17 protein-coding genes and 2 pseudogenes are annotated in these 19,115 nt (G+C 66.2%); 13 read left to right on the forward strand and 6 right to left on the reverse strand.

The window, feature by feature from the left end:
- Positions 1-28: 28 nt before the first annotated feature.
- From ACSQ76_RS02215 to ACSQ76_RS02225, 3 genes are read left to right on the forward strand one after another with little or no spacing between them, the layout of a single operon-like run.
- Entirely contained in the window at positions 29-1,216 is a 1,188-nt protein-coding gene (locus ACSQ76_RS02215; protein ID WP_437155284.1) for a GNAT family N-acetyltransferase, read from the forward strand.
- Positions 1,213-1,512, forward strand: coding sequence for a 4a-hydroxytetrahydrobiopterin dehydratase (locus tag ACSQ76_RS02220; protein ID WP_152476232.1), 300 nt, complete (start codon positions 1,213-1,215; stop codon positions 1,510-1,512). The genes ACSQ76_RS02215 and ACSQ76_RS02220 overlap by 4 nt, the downstream gene beginning before the upstream one ends.
- A gap of 8 nt (positions 1,513-1,520) precedes the next feature.
- The gene (locus ACSQ76_RS02225; RefSeq protein WP_437155285.1) at positions 1,521-2,510 is read left to right on the forward strand and encodes a hypothetical protein; all 990 of its coding nucleotides are present in this window, start codon (positions 1,521-1,523) and stop codon (positions 2,508-2,510) included.
- Positions 2,511-2,546: 36 nt separating this feature from the next.
- Here the strand turns inward: ACSQ76_RS02225 and ACSQ76_RS02230 are convergent, their stop codons facing one another.
- Positions 2,547-3,035, reverse strand: a complete 489-nt coding sequence (locus ACSQ76_RS02230; protein WP_437155286.1) for a peroxiredoxin — start codon at positions 3,033-3,035, stop codon at positions 2,547-2,549.
- A 90-nt stretch (positions 3,036-3,125) separates the two neighbouring features.
- Here ACSQ76_RS02230 and ACSQ76_RS02235 point away from each other — a divergent pair.
- A pseudogene (locus ACSQ76_RS02235) lies at positions 3,126-4,330 on the forward strand (NAD(P)/FAD-dependent oxidoreductase).
- A pseudogene (gene rsmD / locus ACSQ76_RS02240) lies at positions 4,327-4,882 on the forward strand (16S rRNA (guanine(966)-N(2))-methyltransferase RsmD). Before ACSQ76_RS02235 ends, rsmD begins: the two co-directional pseudogenes overlap by 4 nt.
- A gap of 82 nt (positions 4,883-4,964) precedes the next feature.
- Here rsmD and ACSQ76_RS02245 read toward each other — a convergent pair.
- On the reverse strand, positions 4,965-6,215 hold the full coding sequence (locus tag ACSQ76_RS02245) for an FAD-dependent monooxygenase (protein WP_437155287.1): 1,251 nt from the start codon (positions 6,213-6,215) through the stop codon (positions 4,965-4,967).
- 92 nt (positions 6,216-6,307) lie between these two features.
- Here ACSQ76_RS02245 and ACSQ76_RS02250 point away from each other — a divergent pair, with 92 nt between their 5' ends.
- From ACSQ76_RS02250 to ACSQ76_RS02270, 5 genes are all read left to right on the forward strand, one after another.
- Positions 6,308-7,636 (forward strand): amidase, encoded by a 1,329-nt coding sequence (locus ACSQ76_RS02250; RefSeq protein WP_437155288.1) that lies wholly within the window; start codon positions 6,308-6,310, stop codon positions 7,634-7,636.
- 211 nt (positions 7,637-7,847) lie between these two features.
- Positions 7,848-9,026, forward strand: coding sequence for an aminotransferase class I/II-fold pyridoxal phosphate-dependent enzyme (locus tag ACSQ76_RS02255; RefSeq protein WP_437158143.1), 1,179 nt, complete (start codon positions 7,848-7,850; stop codon positions 9,024-9,026).
- A gap of 15 nt (positions 9,027-9,041) precedes the next feature.
- Positions 9,042-12,011 carry a DNA translocase FtsK 4TM domain-containing protein gene (locus ACSQ76_RS02260; RefSeq protein WP_437155289.1) on the forward strand — a complete coding sequence of 990 codons (2,970 nt, stop codon included), beginning with the start codon at positions 9,042-9,044 and terminating at the stop codon, positions 12,009-12,011.
- 83 nt (positions 12,012-12,094) lie between these two features.
- On the forward strand, positions 12,095-12,673 hold the full coding sequence (locus ACSQ76_RS02265) for an exopolysaccharide biosynthesis protein (RefSeq protein ID WP_437155290.1): 579 nt from the start codon (positions 12,095-12,097) through the stop codon (positions 12,671-12,673).
- A gap of 114 nt (positions 12,674-12,787) precedes the next feature.
- Positions 12,788-13,384, forward strand: coding sequence for a LolA family protein (locus tag ACSQ76_RS02270; RefSeq protein ID WP_306129769.1), 597 nt, complete (start codon positions 12,788-12,790; stop codon positions 13,382-13,384).
- A 20-nt stretch (positions 13,385-13,404) separates the two neighbouring features.
- Here the strand turns inward: ACSQ76_RS02270 and ACSQ76_RS02275 are convergent, their stop codons facing one another.
- Complete coding sequence (locus ACSQ76_RS02275; protein WP_306129768.1) at positions 13,405-14,001, reverse strand: lytic transglycosylase; 597 nt, start codon at positions 13,999-14,001, stop codon at positions 13,405-13,407.
- Positions 14,002-14,201: 200 nt separating this feature from the next.
- Between ACSQ76_RS02275 and hspQ the strand changes: the two genes are divergently transcribed.
- Complete coding sequence (gene hspQ, locus ACSQ76_RS02280; protein ID WP_103762965.1) at positions 14,202-14,528, forward strand: heat shock protein HspQ; 327 nt, start codon at positions 14,202-14,204, stop codon at positions 14,526-14,528.
- A gap of 43 nt (positions 14,529-14,571) precedes the next feature.
- On the opposite strand, the gene ACSQ76_RS02285 is transcribed toward hspQ, so the two are convergent.
- The 3 genes from ACSQ76_RS02285 to ACSQ76_RS02295 all read right to left on the reverse strand — a co-directional run bounded on the left by ACSQ76_RS02285 (position 14,572) and on the right by ACSQ76_RS02295 (position 17,166).
- Positions 14,572-16,149, reverse strand: coding sequence for a gamma-glutamyltransferase family protein (locus tag ACSQ76_RS02285; protein ID WP_437155291.1), 1,578 nt, complete (start codon positions 16,147-16,149; stop codon positions 14,572-14,574).
- Positions 16,150-16,350: 201 nt separating this feature from the next.
- A complete protein-coding gene (locus tag ACSQ76_RS02290; RefSeq protein WP_437155292.1) occupies positions 16,351-16,818 on the reverse strand; it encodes an ATP-binding protein in 468 nt (155 codons plus the stop codon).
- A 9-nt stretch (positions 16,819-16,827) separates the two neighbouring features.
- Positions 16,828-17,166 (reverse strand): STAS domain-containing protein, encoded by a 339-nt coding sequence (locus ACSQ76_RS02295; RefSeq protein WP_437155293.1) that lies wholly within the window; start codon positions 17,164-17,166, stop codon positions 16,828-16,830.
- Between the two features lie 118 nt (positions 17,167-17,284).
- Between ACSQ76_RS02295 and ACSQ76_RS02300 the strand changes: the two genes are divergently transcribed.
- Positions 17,285-18,457: a thiolase family protein gene (locus tag ACSQ76_RS02300; protein ID WP_437155294.1), complete on the forward strand. Its 1,173-nt coding sequence runs from the start codon at positions 17,285-17,287 to the stop codon at positions 18,455-18,457.
- 65 nt (positions 18,458-18,522) lie between these two features.
- Entirely contained in the window at positions 18,523-18,978 is a 456-nt protein-coding gene (locus tag ACSQ76_RS02305) for a GAF domain-containing protein (protein WP_437155295.1), read from the forward strand.
- The last annotated feature ends 137 nt before the right edge of the window (positions 18,979-19,115 follow it).

Raw genomic sequence — 19,115 nt, forward strand, 5'->3', positions numbered from 1 at the left:
TGATTTCCGAAAGCGAAGAGCGGCCCTGATGGACGGCGGATCGGTCCTTGTGAGTGTCTATGAAAGCCTGGGCGACGTGGCGCAGGCCGACTGGGACGCGTGCGCCTGCCCGGAGGTTGCGGAGGGGCGCGGGGCGGAAGATCCGTTCACGACCTACCGTTTCCTGAAGGCGCTGGAGGACAGCGGCTCGGTCGGGACCGGCACGGGATGGCAGCCGCATTACATGGTGGCCGAGATGGACGACCAGGTGATCGCCTGCGCGCCGCTTTACGTGAAATCGCACAGCCAGGGCGAGTACATCTTCGACCACAACTGGGGTCATGCCTATGAGCGCGCGGGCGGGCGGTATTATCCCAAGTTGCAGGTGGCGGTGCCGTTCACGCCGGTCACCGGGCGGCGGATGCTGACCCGGCCGGGATACGAGCAGCCGGGGCGCGATGCGCTGATGCAGGCTGCCGTCAGCATTGCGGACCGCAACGCGCTATCGTCGCTGCATGTCACCTTCTGCACGGCGTATGAGCGGGAAGTGGGCACCGCGATGGGCCTCTTGCCGCGGATCACGCAGCAGTTTCACTGGCTGAACCGGGGCTACGGAAGCTTTGACGATTTTCTCGGGTCCCTGAGCTCGCGCAAGCGCAAGAACATCCGCAAGGAGCGGGCGCAGGCACAGGGCTTCGGCGGCGAGATCGTGCAGCTGACCGGGGACGCGATCCGGCCCGAACACTGGGAAGCGTTCTGGGAATTCTACCAGGATACCGGGGCGCGGAAATGGGGGATGCCGTACCTGACGCGCGAGTTCTTCGACATCGCGCAGGAGCGGCTGCGCGACGATATCCTGCTGGTGATGGCATTGGAAGGCGGCGTGCCGGTGGCCGGCGCGCTGAACATGATCGGGCGCGACGCGCTTTATGGCCGTTACTGGGGGTGCACGGCGCATCACCCTGCGATGCATTTCGAACTGTGCTATTATCAGGCGATCGACTATGCGATCGCACACGGGCTCTCGCGCGTCGAGGCGGGCGCGCAGGGCGAGCACAAGCTGGCCCGCGGATACCTGCCGGTCGAGACCCATTCGCTGCACTGGTTTCGCGACCCGCCTTTTTCCGATGCGGTGGCGCATTACCTTGAGGCGGAACGGGATGCCGTGGCAGAGGATATCGAGATCCTGACGAGCTTCGGCCCGTTCAGGAAAGCAAACGTGGAGGAGCAGGAATGAGTGAGAAGTTGAGCGATACGGCGCGGAAAACGACGCTGGAGCCGCTGTTGGAGAGCGGCTGGGAAATGGTTGAAGGGCGTGATGCGATCCACAAGACCTTTGAGTTCGCCAATTTCGTCGAGGCGTTCGGATTCATGACCCGCTGCGCGATCTGGGCCGAGAAATGGGACCACCACCCGGAATGGTCGAATGTCTACAAGACGGTCGAGGTGACGCTGACCAGCCATGACGTGGAGGGTTTGAGTTCGCGCGACACCAAGCTGGCGCGGAAGATGGACAAGCTGGCCGAAGGTTGAGCGCCGCAATGGCGTTGCGGATTGTCGAAGGGGTTGTTGCAGCGCTGGATCTGCGCGGGCTGGACGATCCGCCCGATGCGGAGGGGTTTTCGAAGGACGTTCTGAACTCGTATTTCGCGCAAGGCGGCGTGGACGTGTCGCTGGTGTGGGTCGGGGCGGATCTGTACGCCAAGACGATGCGCTATCATCAAGAGAACCTCAAAGCCCCGCAGCAGGTGACGGTCGCGCGGATCGCAGAGGTTGACCTGGGCGGAGGGACGGCGACCGAGGTGGTCTATACCAAGGGGCGGCCCGTGGTGGACCCGGACGATCCCGAGCGGATCGTGGAGGGGCGCGAGGTGACGTGGCAGTATCTGTGGCCCGGCGATGACGGTGGCAGCCATGCCATGCTGACGATCTGGCGGGCGGGGACTGGCGATCTGTCGGCGCTGGAGATTGGCTTTGCCGAAATGCGCGCGCGGTGGCGGGCGGGTGCGCCTCTGCCGGGGGCGTTGTACGATCTGCGTCAGGCGGTCGAGGATGGATGGCTGCTGCTGACGGGCGTTGCCGTGGCGGGGACAGAGGTGCCGTTTGGCCGCGTGCGTGTGCCGGTGTTTCATGGGCACGAGGACTGGGCCGTGGTGGTGTCGCCATGGGATGGCGGCGCGGTCGCGGTGCGCGCGGCGCTGGTGCTGGAGGTGCCGGGCGTGCGGCAGTCCGAGGGGCTGGGGGCGGAACTGTCTGTCATCGAGGCGTGGCTGGCGCGGTGGGACGCCGTGCTGGGGCAGATGCAGCGGTGTGTGGAGGCGGCGGGGCAGGCCTTTGCCGATGCCGTGCAAAGCGCGGCGGATGATACGGATCCGGGCGGTGGGCTAATGCTGTTCGATGCGGCGATGGACGAGACGGGCGATGCGCTGGCGCTGCGCTTCGTCTCGGAGTGGCCGGACGGCGATACGCACGAGGGCACGGTGCGGATCGACGACAAGGGACGCGTGTTGGCCGTGGAGGTGGAAGGATAACCGGGACGCGGACGCGCCCCGGCCTGACCTGACGGATCAGATCGCGTCGAGCAGCGCTTCGCCGGCGGAGGTTTCGCAGACGCCGGGGTTGTCCTCGACATGCAGGACCTTGACGGTGCCGTCCTCGACCAGCATCGCGTAGCGCTTGGACCGCGTGATGAGGCCCACGGGCGGCGCGGTGAAATCCATGCCGACGGCCTTGGTGAATTCCGACTGAGGATCGCCCAGCATGGTGATCCCGGCGTCGCTGGCGCCGGTGTCCTTGCCCCAGGCGTCCATCACGAAGGCGTCGTTGACCGAGATGCAGATCACCTCGTCCACGCCCTTGGCGTCGAAATCGGCCTTGGTGCGGATGAAGCTGGGCACGTGGGCCGAGTGGCAGGTGGGGGTGAAAGCGCCGGGGACGGCGAAAATCGCGACCTTGCGGCCCTTGGTCTTGTCGGACAGCGCGACCTTCTCGGGGCCGTCGGTGCCCATCTTGAGCAGCGTGGCATCGGGGAGTTTGTCGCCGGTGGTGATCGTCATTGTCGCATCCTGTCTTTCGTTTGCGTTTCGATTGCCTGTAAGTATAGGCCCTGACGGCCCGAGGGCCATGTGGAATTTGCAGGAGGGGACATGTCGGGGATCGTTGTCGTGGGCGCGGGGCAGGCGGGCAGTTCGCTGGTGGCGAAGCTGCGGGCGCTTGGCTATGACGGCAAGGTGACGCTGATCGGGGAAGAGCATGCACCGCCGTACCAGCGCCCGCCCCTGTCGAAGAAATATCTGCTGGGCGAGATGGAGTTGGAGCGGCTCTATCTGCGGCCCGAGAGTTTCTATTCCGAGAACATGATCGACCTGCGGCTGGACGCGGCGGTGACGGCCATAGACCGGACCGGCAAGGTGGTCGTCGCCGGTGGGCATGAGGTGCCTTACGAGCATCTGGTTCTGACTACCGGATCGGTGCCGAGGCGGTTGCCGCCGGCGATCGGCGGCGCGCTGGAGGGGTCTATGTGGTGCGTGATCTGCGCGACGTGGACAGCATGGGGCCGGAGTTTCGCGAAGGCGCGAAGGTTCTGATCGTGGGGGGCGGATATATCGGGCTGGAAGCGGCGGCCGTGGCCGCCTCGAAGGGGTTGCAGGTGACTCTGGTCGAGATGGCGGACCGGATTTTGCAGCGGGTCGCGGCGAAGGAGACGTCGGATTATTTCCGCGCGCTGCACCGCTCGCGCGGTGTGGACATTCGCGAGGGTGTCGGGCTGGAGCGGTTGACCGGCGAGGACCGGGTCAATGGGGCGCTGTTGAGCGACGGTAGCGAGCTGGATGCGGATTTCGTGATCGTGGGTGTGGGGATCACGCCGGCCACGGCGCTGGCCGAGGCGGCCGGCGTCGAGGTCGAGAACGGCATCAAGGTGGATGCGCACGGGCGCACCAGCGATCCGGCGATCTGGGCCGCGGGGGATTGCGCGAGCTTTCCCTATCGGGGCGAGAGGCTGCGGCTGGAGAGCGTGCCGAATGCGATCGACATGGCGGAATGCGTGGCCGAGAACATCATGGGGGCCGAAAAGACCTATGTTCCGCAACCGTGGTTCTGGTCGGATCAGTATGACGTGAAGTTGCAGATCGCGGGGCTGAACGTGGGGTATGACCGCGTGGTGACGCGTGACAGCGAGGGCGGTATCTCGTTCTGGTATTTCGCGGGTGATACCTTGCTGGCGGTTGACGCGGCCAATGATGCGCGGGCCTACATGGTCGGCAAGCGGTTGATCGACAATGGGAAAACTGCCGATCCGGCGGTGGTGGCGGACCCGGGTTCGGACCTCAAGGCGCTGTTGAAGGCGTGAGGATCATCGGCGGCGAGTTTCGCGGGCGGCGGCTGGCGTCGGTCGGAAAGGGCGACGGGGGGGGCGCGGCTGCGGCCCACCTCGGACCGGGTGCGCGAGAGCCTGTTCAACGTGCTGATGGCGCGGTTCGGGGACCGGGTGGAAGGCGCCGTGGTGCTGGACCTTTTCGCCGGGACCGGGGCGCTGGGGCTGGAGGCGCTGTCGCGTGGGGCCGCGCGTGCGGTGTTCGTGGAAAGCGGGCGGGTGGGACAACGGCTCATACGGGAGAATGTCGGGATTTGCGGTGTTGCGGACCGGGTGCAGGTCGTGGGCCGGGATGCGCGCAAGCTTGGCGCGGCGACGGAGGTCTGCGGGCTGGTGTTTCTCGATCCGCCTTATGGCAAGGGGCTGGGCGAGGCGGCTTTGAGCGCGGCGATGGCCGGGGGGTGGATCGCGCCCGGAGCGTTGGTGGTCTGGGAGGAAGGCGGCGCGGTGGCGGTGCCGGAGGGCTGGAGTTTGCTCGACGAGCGGGGGTACGGGGATACGGTGATCCGGGTGTTGGAGGCGGGGTAGGGCGCGCGTGGGTTTTCACCCACCCTACGCGAGGATGTGGCGGATCGTGTCGGGGACGGGCCGCCTGCGAGGTCGCGCGGCTTCAGCCCTTCATCAGGTCTGGCAGGTCGCCTGTCAGGCCGGCGGCCTCGCGGATGAATGTGCGGCGCAGGGCGGGCATGGCGGAGAGTGCGCCCATGCCGATATCGCGCGCGGCGCGCAGGAGGGGATTGTCGTTCGAAAACAGCCGGTTGGTGAGATCGGTCGTCACGGCCAGCGTGGCGGTGTCGAAGCGGCGCCACTGTTGATAGCGGGCGAGCACGTCGGAGGCGGCGAAATCCTCGCCCCGGCGGGTGGCGTCGGTCAGGACCTGCGCCAGCGCGCCCACGTCGCGCAGGCCAGCGTTGAGGCCCTGGCCCGCGATGGGATGCATGCCGTGGGCGGCGTCGCCGATGAGGGCGAGCCGCTCGGCCACGAAGGCGTTGGCGAGCGTCAGGTTCAGCGGGTAGGTGAAGCGCTTGCCGCGCAGCGAGATGTTGCCCAGGAAATCGCCGAAGCGGGGGCGGAGGACTTCCATGAACTCGGCATCATCCAGCGCGGCGAAGCGGGCGGCGGTCGGCTCGGTCTCGGACCAGACGATGGAACTGACATTGCCGGGCAGGGGCAGGATGGCCAGCGGGCCGGGGGGCATGAAGAACTGGTGCGCGATGCCGTTATGGGGCAGCTCGTGTGCGATGGCGGCCACCAGCGCGGTCTGGCCGTAATTCCAGCCGGTGCGGGCGATACCGGCGCGCTGCGCGGTGCCGGAGGCGCGGCCATCGGAGCCGACGACGATGCCGCCCGTGAGGGTCTTGCCGGAGGCGAGCGTGAGGGTGACGCCGGTGGGAGAGACCTCCTGCGTGGTGACGGTGTCGGTGACTTGGGCGACCCGATCCTCGTCCTGCATAGCCTCGAGGAAGGCGCGGCGGAGGTAGCGATCCTCGAGCATGTGGCCCATCGGGCCTTCCTCGATCTCGGCATGGTCGAAATGCAGGAAGAATGGCGCGGCACCTTCGCCGGCGCGGCCGTCGGAGACCTTGATTTCCAGCATGGGCTGGGCGTTTTCGGCGACGCGGGGCCAGATGCCGATATTGGTGAGCAGGCGCACCGAGGCCATCGCCAGGGCATAGGCGCGACCGTCAAAGGTGGTATCCTCGCGCACGGCCTGGGGCAGGGTGTCGATGACGGTGACGGTCAGGCCGGCCTGAGCCGCGGCGAGGGCGAGCGCAGGGCCGGTGAGGCCGCCGCCGACAATGAGGATATCGCTGTCATGGTCCATGCGGTTCAATATGTCGGCGCGGGCCGGATTGTCCATGTGTGGAGGCATCAATTGTCCGGCGGGCTTGCGTTGCGCAGGGTCATCTGCATTCATGCGGGCGATTTTGAAACTGTGCGGAGGGCTGCGGAGTGAGTGACTGGCTGAGGATGAGTGCGGCGGATCTGGGGCGCGGGATCGAGGCGGGTGAGATCGGGCCGGTGGCGCTGGCTGAGGCGTACCTGGAGGCGATCGATGCGCATCCGGCGCGGGACGAGATCTATTCCGTGGTCACCCATGAGCGCGCGCGGGCCGAGGCGCAGGCGGCGGAGGCACGGGCGCGGGCCGGGCGGCGGCTGGGGCCGCTGGATGGCGTGCCGGTCAGCTGGAAGGATTTGTTCGACAGTGCGGGAACGGCCACCGAGGCGGGCACGCGATTGCTCAAGGGTCGGGTGCCGGAGCGGGATGCGGACGTGCTGCGCAACGCGACCGCTGCGGGGCTGGTGTGCCTGGGCAAGACGCATATGAGCGAGTTGGCGTTTTCCGGGCTGGGGCTGAACCCGATGACGGCCACGCCGCCGAATGTGAACGATCCGAAGCTGGTGCCGGGCGGGTCGTCCTCGGGCGCGGCGGCGAGCGTGGCGCATGGGCTGGCGGCCTGCGGCATTGGCTCGGACACGGGCGGGTCGGTGCGTATCCCGGCGGCGTGGAACGACCTTGTGGGGCTGAAGACCACGTCGGGGCGCGTGTCGCTGGACGGGGTCGTGCCGCTTTGCGCGAAGTTCGACACGGTGGGGCCGCTGGGGCGGACCGTGGAGGATTGCGCGCTGGTGTTGGCCGCGCTGGAAGGCGGGCGCGCGGCGGACCTGGAGGGCGTATCGCTGGAGGGAATGCGGTTTGCCGCGTTGCAGTCGGTGGTGTTCGACGACATCCGGGACGGACCGCGCGACGCCTATTTCAGTGCGCTGGAGCGGCTTAAGGCGGCGGGCGCGAAGATCGAGGAAGTGACATCGCCCGAAGTCGAACAGGCGATGCCGCTGTCGGCGATCCTGTTCACGTCCGAGGCCTATGGCATCTGGGGCGACCTCATTTCGGCCAATCCTGACAAGATGTTCAAGCCCATTCGAGAGCGTTTCGAGTCCGGCAAGGCGTTCCGGGCCTGCGATTACGTGGCGGGCTGGAACCTGCTGGCGGCGCTGCGCATCCAGTGGGCGGAACGGATGAAACCCTATGACGCAGTGCTGATGCCGACCGCGCCGAACCTGCCGCCCGAGGTCGACCGGCTGATGAGCGATGACGACTATTACGTGACCGAAAACCTGCTGGCGCTGCGCAACACGCGGGTGGGAAATCTGATGGGGCTGGCGGCCGTCAATCTGCCTACGGGAACGCCCGGTTGCGGGCTGTCGATGTGCGGTGAAGCCTTCGGCGAAGAGCGGATTCTGCGGGTGGCCAAGGCCGCCGAGGCGGCGTTGGCCTGAACAGGCGCAATCATCACTGGACGCAAAATCTTGTTTGGGTGATGCCAGGCGGCCACAACACTTGGCCTACATTAGAGGTATCCGCTAACCTCTTGCCAAAAATGCCACAATCCCCGCGACCCCGGTTGGTTTTGCTGGACGCAACGCGGGGGCTTTTGTAGATTTGCTCCAAACGGGGCGACAACGATCCCGAAGACCAGAGGCAGTGTTGATGTTTCCCGAGCGGTTCTCGAACCTTCCGGAATATGCGTTTCCGCGTTTGCGGAGCCTGTTGGACGTGCACGACCCCGGCGGTGATGTGATCCACATGACCATCGGCGAGCCGCAGCACGACTTTCCGGGCTGGATCATGGACGTGATCGAGAAACACGCAGAGGAGTTCCGCAAGTACCCGATGAACGAGGGCATCCCGGCGCTGAACACGGCGTTTTGCGACTGGGTTTCGCGGCGCTATGGCGTGGAGCTGAACCCCGACCGGCACGTGATGGCCCTCAACGGCACGCGCGAGGGGCTGTACAACGCGATGATGACGCTGTGCCCCGAGACGAAGAACGGCAAGCAGCCGATGGTGCTGCTGCCGAACCCGTTCTATCAGGTCTACATGGTGGCGGCCTTGAGTGTCGGCGCAGAGCCGATGTTCTTGCCGGCGACGCGGGAGACGGGGTTCCTGCCGGATTTCGCCGGGCTGCCCGCCGATGTGCTGGACCGGGTGACGGTGGCCTACCTGTGTTCGCCGTCGAACCCGCAGGGGGCGGTGGCGGACGCGGCCTATTGGAAGACACTGATCGGGCTGGCGGAGAAGCACGATTTCAAGGTCTTCGCCGACGAATGCTATTCCGAGATCTACCGCGATACACCGCCCGTGGGGGCGTTGGAAGTCGCCCGCGACATGGGCGCCGATCCCGAGCGGGTGGTTGCGTTTCACAGCCTGTCCAAACGGTCGAACCTGGCCGGGTTGCGGTCGGGCTTCGTCGTGGCGGGACCGCAGAGCATGAAGCGGATCCGGCAGTTGCGATCCTATGCGGGCACGCCGCTGCCGATGCCGTTGCAGCACGCGGCGGCCAAGGTCTGGGCGGATGAAAAGCACGTGGAGGTGAACCGCAGGCTTTACCAGGAGAAATTCAAGCTGGCCGATGAGATCCTGGGCGGTGTGCCGGGCTATCAGGGCCCCGAGGCAGGGTTTTTCCTGTGGCTGCCGGTCGAGGATGGCGAGGCGGCGGCGCTGAAGCTTTGGAAAGAAACAGGCGTGCGGGTGCTGCCCGGCGCGTACCTGGCACAGGAGGCCGGCGGGCTGAACCCCGGCCACGAATACATAAGGGTCGCGATGGTGGCCCCAAAGAAGGAGGTGGCACGCGGCCTGACGCAGCTTCGTGACTGCCTTTATAATTAACGAGGAAGAGGCGACATGGCATATCAGACGCGCGGACGTGACCCGCTCTTGGACAGCTCGATGGCGGAGGCGATCGAGAAACGAGGCAAGGAACTTCTGGGACTGGCGCTGCTGGCGCTGGGACTGGCCGCCGCAATGATGGTCGCATCCTATAACCCCGACGACCCCAGCTGGATGGCCGCGACCGACGCGCCCGTGCAGAACCTGCTGGGCCGCATCGGGGCGTCGATTGCAGCGCCCCTGTTCATGATCGTCGGATGGGGCGCGTGGGGTCTTGCCATTGTCCTGGGGGCGTGGGGTGTGCGTTTCGCCCTGCACCGGGGGCAGGACCGGGCCATCGGACGGCTGATCTATGCGCCGATCTGGATCGCGCTCCTGGCGATGTACGCCTCGTCGCTGGAGCCGAGCGCGGAATGGGCATCCTCGCACAGTTTCGACTATGGCGGGCTGTTCGGGGAAATGGCGCTGGGCACGGTGCTGGGGTTCCTGCCGATCAGCGCGACATTCGGGCTGAAGCTGTTGTCGCTGCTTCTGGCCGCCGGGATGGTGACGCTGGGCGCCTTCATCCTTGGGTTCAGCCGTCTGGAACTGTCGCAGATCGCACGGTTCCTGGTGGTGGGTACGATCATGACCTATGCCACGCTGCGCGCCGTGCTGGCCCATGGCGGCGGGATGGCGGCAGGGGCCGCGAAGACCGCGCAGGCCAAGGCCGCCGAGCGCCGGGACCGCCGGATGCAGGAACGCGCCGAGGCCGACGAGATGGCCCGCGCCGAGGCCGCCGTGCCCGAACCGCGCGTCCGCCGGGCCGAGCCCGCACTGGCCGCCACCGCCCCGCGGCACGCCCAGGCCGCGCCGGCCCAGCGCCACGTGCAAGACTACGAGGTGAGCCAGGTGCCGGAAAGGACCGGGGGCCTGCTGTCGCGGATGCCGTCGCTGATGCGCCGGCCCGAGCGCGAGCCGGAGCCGGAACTGGTCGAGGCGTCGGAAATGCCCGACATGCCCGCGCCCAGTGGCGACCGGGTAAGCGCCAAGATCGCCGATGTGATCAAGAGCCGCGTCCGCCAGAACCCCGCCGTGCAGGTCGAGACGGTCGCACCGCTGACCCGTGGCCGTGGCCGGGGGCCGGACCCGCTGATCCTGAACACCGCGCCGCGCAACGCCGTACGGGCCGAGCCGCCGCTGACGGCAGGCCATGCCGTCCCGCGGGCGGTCGCTGCCCCGACGCACGCGCCGATGCAGGAAATGGTCGAAGCCGCGCCGGAGGACGATGTGATCGACGAGGGCTACGGCGCCTATGAAAGCTATGAGCCGGAGGTGCCGATTTACGCGCGCGCTGCGACGCCCGCCGAGATGCCCGCGCCCGAACCCAGGAAGGTCGTGCAGCACCCGCCGCGCCGCGCGCCGCAACCCTCCGCACGGGCGCAGGCCGAGGCGCAGCCCAAGCTGCAATTCGAGGAAAAGCCGCAGATCGAGTACGAGCTGCCGCCGCTGAGCCTGTTGACCAATCCGGTCAATATCCAGCGCCATCACCTGAGCGACGAGGCGCTGGAAGAGAACGCCCGGATGCTGGAGACGGTGCTGGACGACTATGGTGTGAAGGGCGAGATCGTCAGCGTGCGCCCCGGCCCCGTGGTGACCATGTATGAGCTTGAGCCCGCGCCGGGCCTTAAGGCCAGCCGGGTGATCGGCCTGGCCGACGATATCGCGCGGTCCATGTCTGCCCTGTCGGCGCGCGTCAGCACCGTGCCGGGACGGTCGGTGATCGGGATCGAACTGCCCAATGACAACCGCGAGATGGTGAGCTTCCGCGAAATCCTGTCGAGCCGCGACTATGGCGACGGCAACCAGAAGCTGCCGCTGGCGCTGGGCAAGGATATCGGCGGTGACCCGATGGTGGCGAACCTCGCGAAAATGCCTCACCTGCTGATCGCGGGGACGACCGGCTCGGGCAAGTCGGTTGCGATCAACACCATGATCCTCAGCCTGCTGTACAAGCTGACGCCCGAGGATCTGCGGCTGGTGATGATCGACCCGAAAATGCTGGAACTGAGCGTCTATGACGGCATTCCGCACCTGCTGAGCCCGGTGGTGACCGACCCGAAAAAGGCGGTCGTGGCACTGAAGTGGGTCGTGGCCGAAATGGAAGACCGCTATCGCAAGATGTCCAAGATGGGCGTGCGCAACATCGAAGGCTTCAACAGCCGCGTGGCCGACGCGCTGGCCAAGGGCGAGATGTTCAGCCGGACGGTGCAGACCGGGTTCGACGACGAGACCGGCGAGCCGGTGTTCGAAACAGAGGAATTCGCGCCCGAGAAGATGCCGTTCATCGTCGTCATCGTCGACGAGATGGCCGACCTGATGATGGTCGCCGGCAAGGAGATCGAGGCCTGCATCCAGCGCCTTGCCCAGATGGCGCGGGCGTCTGGCATTCACCTGATCATGGCCACGCAGCGGCCCTCGGTGGACGTCATTACCGGCACGATCAAGGCGAACTTCCCGACGCGGATTTCCTTCCAGGTGACCAGCAAGATCGACAGCCGCACCATCCTGGGAGAGATGGGGGCGGAGCAGTTGCTGGGCATGGGCGATATGCTCTACATGGCGGGGGGCGGCAAGATCACCCGCTGCCACGGGCCGTTTGTCAGCGACGAGGAGGTCGAAGAGGTGGTCAACCACCTGAAGGCCTTTGGCCCGCCATCCTATGTGGGCGGCGTGCAGGATGGCCCCGAGGACGACAAGGCCGACAAGATCGACGCGGTTTTGGGCCTGTCGACGGGCGGCAACACGGACGGCGAGGATGCGCTGTACGATCAGGCCGTTCAGATTGCCATCACCGACCGCAAATGCAGCACGTCCTATATCCAGCGCAAGCTGGCCATCGGCTATAACAAGGCCGCGCGGCTGGTCGAGCAGATGGAGGAGGAAGGCGTGGTGAGTGCCGCGAACCACGTGGGCAAGCGCGAGATCCTGGTGCCGGAGCAGTAACGCCCGACCCGGGCGCCGGGAAACGATTGCCTGCCTGTCGCGTTGGCGTGGTACGAGATGCCAACGCGAACGAAGATGGGTGAATGTCCGGAAACGCCGAAGACCTTCTGAGCGAGATAAACGGACTGGCCGACGAGGAAGACAACGTCTCGGTCAAGGATGTGGTCGAGGCAATCGGCAGTCGCGGGTTCGGTCCGATCATTTTCGTCATCGCGCTGCTGGGCGCGTCGCCGCTGGGTGGAATTCCGGGCGTGCCGACGTTGTTTGCCGTTCTGTTGATCCTGATTGCCGCGCAGATCCTCTTGGGACGGCAGAGTTTCTGGATCCCCGACAAGATCGGCGACCGGGCAGTGGAGGACGAGAAGGTTACACGTTCGGTCGACAAGGCGCGCCCCGTGGCGCAGTGGATGGACCGCTATTTCGGGCATCGGCTGGAGGCGCTGACCGGGCAGCCGGCGCAGATCGCCGCCGCCTGCGTGGTCGTGGGCCTTTGCCTGATGATCCCGCCTTTGGAAGTGGTGCCCTTCGCGGCGCTGATCCCGTTTGCGGCCATCGCCCTTCTGGGGCTGGCGATCACGGTGCGCGACGGTGTGCTGATGGTGGTGGCCTTCGCGGCGAGTGCCGGGGCGCTCTATGCGGCGGTAAACTTTTTGACTGGCTGACGCGTTGGGGCCCGTGAAGCGGGTGCTCACGCGCAATTGCGCCGATTGCTATCGCATAACAGTGCGGGTGCGCCTATCTTTCGAGGACGACGAATAAAGGAGAGGTTTCCCCTCATGCGCATGGTTGCCCTGGCCCTGAGTTTTCTGCTGGCCACGCCGGCGATGGCCCAAAAGCTGTCGCTGAACGAGATTTCGCAATACCTGAACAGCTTCAGTTCGGCGACGGGCGAGTTTACCCAGATCAACGATGATGGCACGATCAGCACCGGGCAGATCTATATCAAGCGGCCCGGGCGGGTTCGGTTCGAATACAACCCGCCGGAACAGACGCTGGTGGTGGCCGATGGCGACACGGTGGGCATCATCGACCCCAAGTCAAACACCGGGGGCGAAGCCTATCCGCTGGACCGCACGCCGCTGAAGATCATCCTGCAACGCAACGTGGATTTCGGCCGCGCGCGGATGGTGACCGGCCATAGCAGCGACGGCAAGACGACCACGGTGCGCGCGCAGGACCCGGCGCATCCGGAATACGGCAATATCGAACTGGTCTTCACCGGCAGTCCGGTGCAACTGCGTCAGTGGGTGATCAACGACAGCGGTGGCAGCAAGACCACGGTTGTGCTGGGCGATCTGACCACGGGCACGCAGCTGGGCAACGACAGGTTCGTCATTCCCGGCAAGGACAAGTTCAAGCGGATCGACAGGTAACGCGGTTGGGCGTGGGGCGGCTAGCGCCGCCCGCACGCCCTGAGCTGTTGATCGTAGACGACCGCGCGCTGGCCGACCTCGCCCGAGACGCGCAGCAGCCACGGCTTGGCGTTGTAGCTGCCCCGGCTATAGCCGGTGCGGCCCTCGTGATAGGCGAGGTAATGGTTGCGGGCATCGTGCATGGGGATGCCAAGCCGCTGGTTCGACTGCGCCATGTACCAGCCCATGAAGTCGGTCGCGTCACGGATGTCGTTGCGCCGCGCGGCCCGGCGATTGCCCTCTTTCACATACTCGTCCCACGTGCCGTCAAGCGCCTGGCTGTAGCCATAGGCGGAGCTTTGGCGGCCCATGGGAATCACCCCCAGCGTCCAGCGGAAGGGCGTGCGCGCCTCGCCGTCGAACTTGCTTTCCTGATAGATCGTGGCCATCTGCACCGGCACCGGCACGCCCCAGCGGCGTTCGGTCGCGCGGAAGGCCCGCAGGTAATGCGGTTTCTGCGCCACGATGGCGCAGGCGTTGTCCAGGTTGTCGGGCGGCGGGCCGCTGGGACCACCGCCACAGGCGTTCAGAGTGGCCAGGGCCACCATGCCAATGATCGTGCGAAGACGTCTGCTCATCTGCCTCTCGCTATGTTTGTTTTTCTTTCAAGTTTAACGAAAGAATCGAGGCTTGGAAATGGCGGATTTCACCCTTTGGCGCGAAGGCGCTGCGCGGACTGTCGGTCCAGGGTTCACAGACTGTTTCCCGATAAAATGCCCGCGCAGATTGGACAAAACTCGGTTGAAGGCGGTAGAGTGGGAGGGTAGGGGCTTTGTAAATGTTGAAGACGCGCGCAAAATATCACCTGGGTCAGATCGTGAAACACCGCAAGCATCCGTTTCGCGGCGTGATTTTCGACGTCGACCCGGAATTCGCCAATACCGAGGAATGGTACGACTCGATTCCCGAGGAGAGCCGACCGGTGAAGGACCAGCCGTTCTATCATCTGCTGGCCGAGAACGATCAGACCTATTACGTCGCTTATGTCAGTGAACAGAACCTGATCGCGGACTATTCGGGCGAACCGGTGGGACACCCGGATATCCCCGATCTTTTCGGCCCGTTCGAGGACGGGCAGTACCCGCTGCATTTCCAGTTGAACTGAGCCTAGGGGCGCGTGGTGCCGCGCCCCTGTCCCGTTGGCGGCGTCAGTAGCCCAGGGCGCAGCCGTCCTTGCGCGGGTCGGAGCCGCCTTCGAGCACGCCGTTTTCCTTGATCTCGATCGCCTGGGCACCGCCGATCGCCTCGTCGGGCGCGACGACGTTGTGGCCCAGTTCGGCCAGCTGCTGGTGCACAGCGGGGGCATAGCCGGTCTCGACCCGGAGCTCGCCCGCGTCGGGAAAGCAGCGGGGCGCGTCGATCGCTTCCTGCGGAGAAAGGCCGAAGTCGCGCAGGTTCGACACGAACCGCGCATGGCCGTTCGACTGGTACGCGCCGCCCATCACGCCGAAGGGCATGGTGACGCGGCCGCCCTCGCGCAGCATGCCGGGGATGATCGTGTGCATGGGTCGCTTGCCGCCGTTCAGCTCGTTGGCGTGGCCTTCTTCGAGCGTGAAGCCCGCGCCGCGGTTTTGCAGCAGGATGCCGAACTTTTCGGACGCGATGCCCGAGCCGAAACCGTGGAAGATGGAATAGATCAGCGACACGGCCATGCGGTCGCGGTCGACCACGGTGATGTAGATCGTATCGCGGTGCACGGCCTCGCTGAGCGTGGTGGCCGAGGGCATCGCTTTTTTCGGGTCGATCAACGCGGCGAGCGCGCGGGCGGTGTCCATCGACAGCATGTGGTCCAGCCGCGCGGTGTGATCGGGGTCGGCGAGGAAGCGGTTGCGGGCGTCATAGGCGAGCTTGGTCGCCTCGGCCTCGATATGGGCGCGCTGGGTCCCGAAGGGCTCCATCGACGCGATGTCGAACTGCGCGAGGACGTTAAGCAGCAGGATCGCCGTGGCGCCCTGACCGTTGGGCGGGTGCTCGACCAGGTCGATACCGGCATAGCTGCCGCTGATGGGGTCGGTTCGGGTGCAGGCGGTGGCGGCGAAGTCCTCTGCCGTGTGGACGCCGCCAAGCGGGGTGAGCGCGGCCAGCATGTCGTCGGCCACCTCGCCCGAGTAGAACGCGTCACGCCCGTCCCGGGCGATTCGGCGCAGCACCTCGGCCTGGCCGGGGGCGCGAAAAATCTCACCCTGTTTCAACGGCTTGCCGCCATTGGAGAAGTGCGCGAGGCCGTGGCCCTGCAGGCACTCGCCCGCGGTGGGCCAGTCGTTGGCGACGCGGGGGGCCACGGGCACGCCTTCGTCGGCATAATGGATGGCCGGCGCGAGCAGTGCATCGAGGCCCAGCTTGCCGTGGGTGTCCGAAAGGTGGCAAAAGGCGTCGACGGCGCCGGGGATGGTGACCGCCTCGGGGCCGTGCAGGGGCACGGTATCGAGGCCGCGGGCGCGCAGGTCGGCCGCGTTGGCGGCGGCGGGGGCGCGACCGGAGCCGTTGAGCGCGTGGATGTCATCGCTGCCGGGTTTCGTAAACAGAACGAAGCAGTCGCCGCCGATCCCGGTCATCTGCGGCTCGCAGATCCCCAGCAGAACGGCGCCGGCGATGGCGGCATCCATGGCGTTGCCGCCGCGTTTGAGGATGTCGATGGCAGTTTGGGCGGCCAGGGGGTGCGACGTGGCGCACATGCCGTTGCCGGCCAGGACGGCCGAACGGCCGGGACGTTGGAAATCGCGCATGAAAGCTCCGAAGATTGGTCGTTTTCGGGCACATTAGGGGGTGCGCCGGGAAATGCCAATCAGGAGAGGAAGAACCTCGACGCCACGCACTGGGTGGGGGCTGTTAAACGCGGCGCCGAGGGAAGCCATATGCAGCTACAGTGTCGTGTATGCTGATCCATTACGGCGGCCTTGCGATTGCATTGGGGCAATTTGTTGGCATCAGGTTTTTTCCGCGTCGGCGTGGCGCGGAAAGGTCATGCACAGCGTGTTCGTCCCCGCTTGCCGGGAATAGGTCAGCTCCGGGCACAGCTTGTGGATGAGGTGCCAGCCGAACCCGCCTTCGGGCAGGTCGGCGCGAGTGCCGGAACTGTCTGGCAGGTGGCCTGCGGGCAGGCGGTTGCCGGGCATGGCGCGGCCCGAATCGGATAGGGTGACCAGCACGCGGTCAGGCAATAGATCGGCGATCATGTGGACCGGCCCGGGCGTACGCCCGGCATAGGCGTGCTCGGTCACGTTGTTGAGCGCCTCGCCCACGGCGAGGGTGATGGAGCCACGCTGGTCTGCGCCGATCCCCGCACCGGCGAGCGCGGCGGCGAGCGCCTGGACCATGGCGCGCACCGCGCGTTCCGTCGCGGGGGCGGACCGTGCGACAAGCGGGTCGGGGGCCGAGGGGGCAGTGGCGGCCACTGGCCCGGCTCAGCCCGCCGCGCGTTGCAGCGCCGCGGCCATGTCGGCATGGATGGCGAAGATCGAATCCATGCGCGTGAGCCGGAACACCTTGGCCACGTCCGGGGTCAGACCGGCCAGGTCCAGCCGCCGCCCGTCGCCCAGCTGTTTCATCGAGGCGACGATGGCGCCAAGGCCGCTGGAATCGACGAAGGTCACGCCGGAAAGGTCCAGCACCACATGCTCGGGGCCCTCATCCGTCAGGGTGCGCATCTCGTCCTTGAACCGGATGGCCGACGCCGCGTCGATGCGGTTGTCTTCGACGGTGATAACGTTGATGTTGTTGTGAGTGGCGCAGGTGAGTTGCATGATGCCTCCGGACACATGAATGTTGCTTGCATCCTAGACGCCATTCCTTACCAAACCGTTTTTCCGCGCCGGAAGAACGCGCCGGGACTCGGTGGACAGACATGAAAGGACAAAGGCCATGAAAGACGTTGTGATCGCAGGCGCGGCGCGCACGCCGATGGGCGGCTTCCAGGGGGATTTCGACGGGGTCGAGGCCAGTGTCCTGGGCGGGGCGGCGATTGCCGCGGCGCTGAAGGACGCGGGCGCGGCCACCGTGGGCGAGCTGTTGATGGGCTGCGTGCTGCCGGCGGGCCAGGGCCAGGCGCCGGCGCGGCAGGCGGGGTTCGCGGCAGGCCTTGGCGAGGACGTGCCGGCGACGACGCTGAACAAGATGTGCGGCTCGGGCATGAAGGCGGCGATGATCGGGTTCGACCAGATCGCGCTGGGCCATACGGACACGATGGTGACGGGAGGCATGGAGAGCATGTCGAACGCGCCGTACCTGCTGCCGAAGATGCGCGGCGGGGCGCGTATCGGGCACGGGCAGGTGATCGACCACATGTTTCTTGACGGGCTGGAAGATGCCTATGACAAGGGTCGCCTGATGGGCGCCTTCGCCGAGGATTGCGCCGAGAAATACCAGTTCACCCGCGAGGCGCAGGACGCCTATGCCATCGGCTCGCTGGAAGGGGCACTGGAGGCGCAGAAGTCGGGTGCGTTCGCGGACGAGATCGCACCGGTGACGCTGGAGACGCGCAAGGGCACGGTCGTCGTCGAGACCGACGAGCAGCCCGGCAAGGCCCGGCCCGAGAAGATCCCGCAGCTTAAGCCTGCGTTCCGCGAGGGCGGCACGGTGACGGCGGCCAATTCGAGCTCGATCAGCGACGGGGCGGCGGCCCTGGTGCTGGCCTCGCGCGAGGCGGCCGAGGCGCAGGGGCTGAAGGTGCGGGCGCGGATCCTGGGCCACGCCAGCCACGCGCAGGCGCCGGGATGGTTCACCACGGCCCCGGTGCCGGCGGCGCAGAAGCTGCTGGAGCGGATCGGCTGGACGAAGGATGACGTGGACCTGTGGGAGGTGAACGAGGCTTTTGCCGTGGTGCCCATGGCCTTCATGCACGAGATGGGGCTGCCGCGCGACAAGGTGAACGTACATGGCGGCGCTTGCGCGCTGGGCCACCCCATCGGGGCAAGTGGCGCGCGGATCATGGTCACGCTGCTGAACGCGTTGGAGAAACGCGACCTCAAGCGTGGGGTCGCGGCGATCTGCATCGGCGGCGGCGAAGGCACGGCAATCGCGATCGAGCGGTGCTAGGCCAAATCTTTTGGGAAAAGATTTGCCAAGAGTTTTCTGAAAACTCTTGGCGCGGGAGGTGAGCGATGCGTGCGGATTATGATCAGTTGTCGAAGACCATCGGGGCGCTGACCGAGGGCGAGACCGACGAGGTGGCGCTGATGGCGACCGTGGTGTGCGAGTTGCACCATGCCGACGCCCGGTTCGACTGGACCGGGTTCTACCGGGTGACCGCGCCCGACCTGTTGAAGATCGGCCCCTACCAGGGCGGACATGGGTGTTTGCAGATTCCGTTTTCGCGCGGGGTCTGCGGGGCGGCGGCGCGCAGCGGCGAGGTGCAACTGGTCGACGATGTCGACAGGTTCGATGGGCATATCGCCTGTGCCAGCTCGACCCGGTCGGAGATCGTCCTGCCGGTGCGGGACGGGCAGGGGCGGCTGCTGGGCGTGCTGGATATCGACAGCGATCAGCAGGCGGCATTCGAAGCGGCGGATGCTGACGGATTGGGCGCGATCCTCAAGATGGTGTTCGGACGCCTGTAGAGATTTGCCGACGCGCGCGGTGCGGGGGGCGAAGCCTCCGGCGGGAGTATTGTCAACTAAAAAATTATTTATTGTCTGTTAGTTATCTGGAAGGAGCTTAAGGGTATCCCACTTTCTGTCCACGTTCGACATTGCAC

It is taken from the genome of Roseovarius sp. B08 (assembly GCF_051417955.1).
In the GTDB taxonomy this organism is placed as follows: domain Bacteria; phylum Pseudomonadota; class Alphaproteobacteria; order Rhodobacterales; family Rhodobacteraceae; genus Roseovarius.

Excerpts from the sequence above, each read along its gene's own strand:
- ACSQ76_RS02260 (WP_437155289.1), top strand. The coding sequence starts at position 9,042 with ATGGCATATCAGACGCGCGGACGTGACCCGCTCTTGGACAGCTCGATG.
- ACSQ76_RS02225 (WP_437155285.1), top strand. The coding sequence starts at position 1,521 with ATGGCGTTGCGGATTGTCGAAGGGGTTGTTGCAGCGCTGGATCTGCGC.
- hspQ (WP_103762965.1), top strand. The coding sequence starts at position 14,202 with ATGTTGAAGACGCGCGCAAAATATCACCTGGGTCAGATCGTGAAACAC.
- ACSQ76_RS02230 (WP_437155286.1), bottom strand. The coding sequence starts at position 3,035 with ATGACGATCACCACCGGCGACAAACTCCCCGATGCCACGCTGCTCAAG.
- ACSQ76_RS02295 (WP_437155293.1), bottom strand. The coding sequence starts at position 17,166 with ATGCAACTCACCTGCGCCACTCACAACAACATCAACGTTATCACCGTC.
- ACSQ76_RS02275 (WP_306129768.1), bottom strand. The coding sequence starts at position 14,001 with ATGAGCAGACGTCTTCGCACGATCATTGGCATGGTGGCCCTGGCCACT.
- ACSQ76_RS02265 (WP_437155290.1), top strand. The coding sequence starts at position 12,095 with ATGTCCGGAAACGCCGAAGACCTTCTGAGCGAGATAAACGGACTGGCC.
- ACSQ76_RS02215 (WP_437155284.1), top strand. The coding sequence starts at position 29 with ATGGACGGCGGATCGGTCCTTGTGAGTGTCTATGAAAGCCTGGGCGAC.
- ACSQ76_RS02300 (WP_437155294.1), top strand. The coding sequence starts at position 17,285 with ATGAAAGACGTTGTGATCGCAGGCGCGGCGCGCACGCCGATGGGCGGC.
- ACSQ76_RS02305 (WP_437155295.1), top strand. The coding sequence starts at position 18,523 with ATGCGTGCGGATTATGATCAGTTGTCGAAGACCATCGGGGCGCTGACC.
- ACSQ76_RS02270 (WP_306129769.1), top strand. The coding sequence starts at position 12,788 with ATGCGCATGGTTGCCCTGGCCCTGAGTTTTCTGCTGGCCACGCCGGCG.
- ACSQ76_RS02255 (WP_437158143.1), top strand. The coding sequence starts at position 7,848 with ATGTTTCCCGAGCGGTTCTCGAACCTTCCGGAATATGCGTTTCCGCGT.
- ACSQ76_RS02245 (WP_437155287.1), bottom strand. The coding sequence starts at position 6,215 with ATGGACAATCCGGCCCGCGCCGACATATTGAACCGCATGGACCATGAC.
- ACSQ76_RS02285 (WP_437155291.1), bottom strand. The coding sequence starts at position 16,149 with ATGCGCGATTTCCAACGTCCCGGCCGTTCGGCCGTCCTGGCCGGCAAC.
- ACSQ76_RS02220 (WP_152476232.1), top strand. The coding sequence starts at position 1,213 with ATGAGTGAGAAGTTGAGCGATACGGCGCGGAAAACGACGCTGGAGCCG.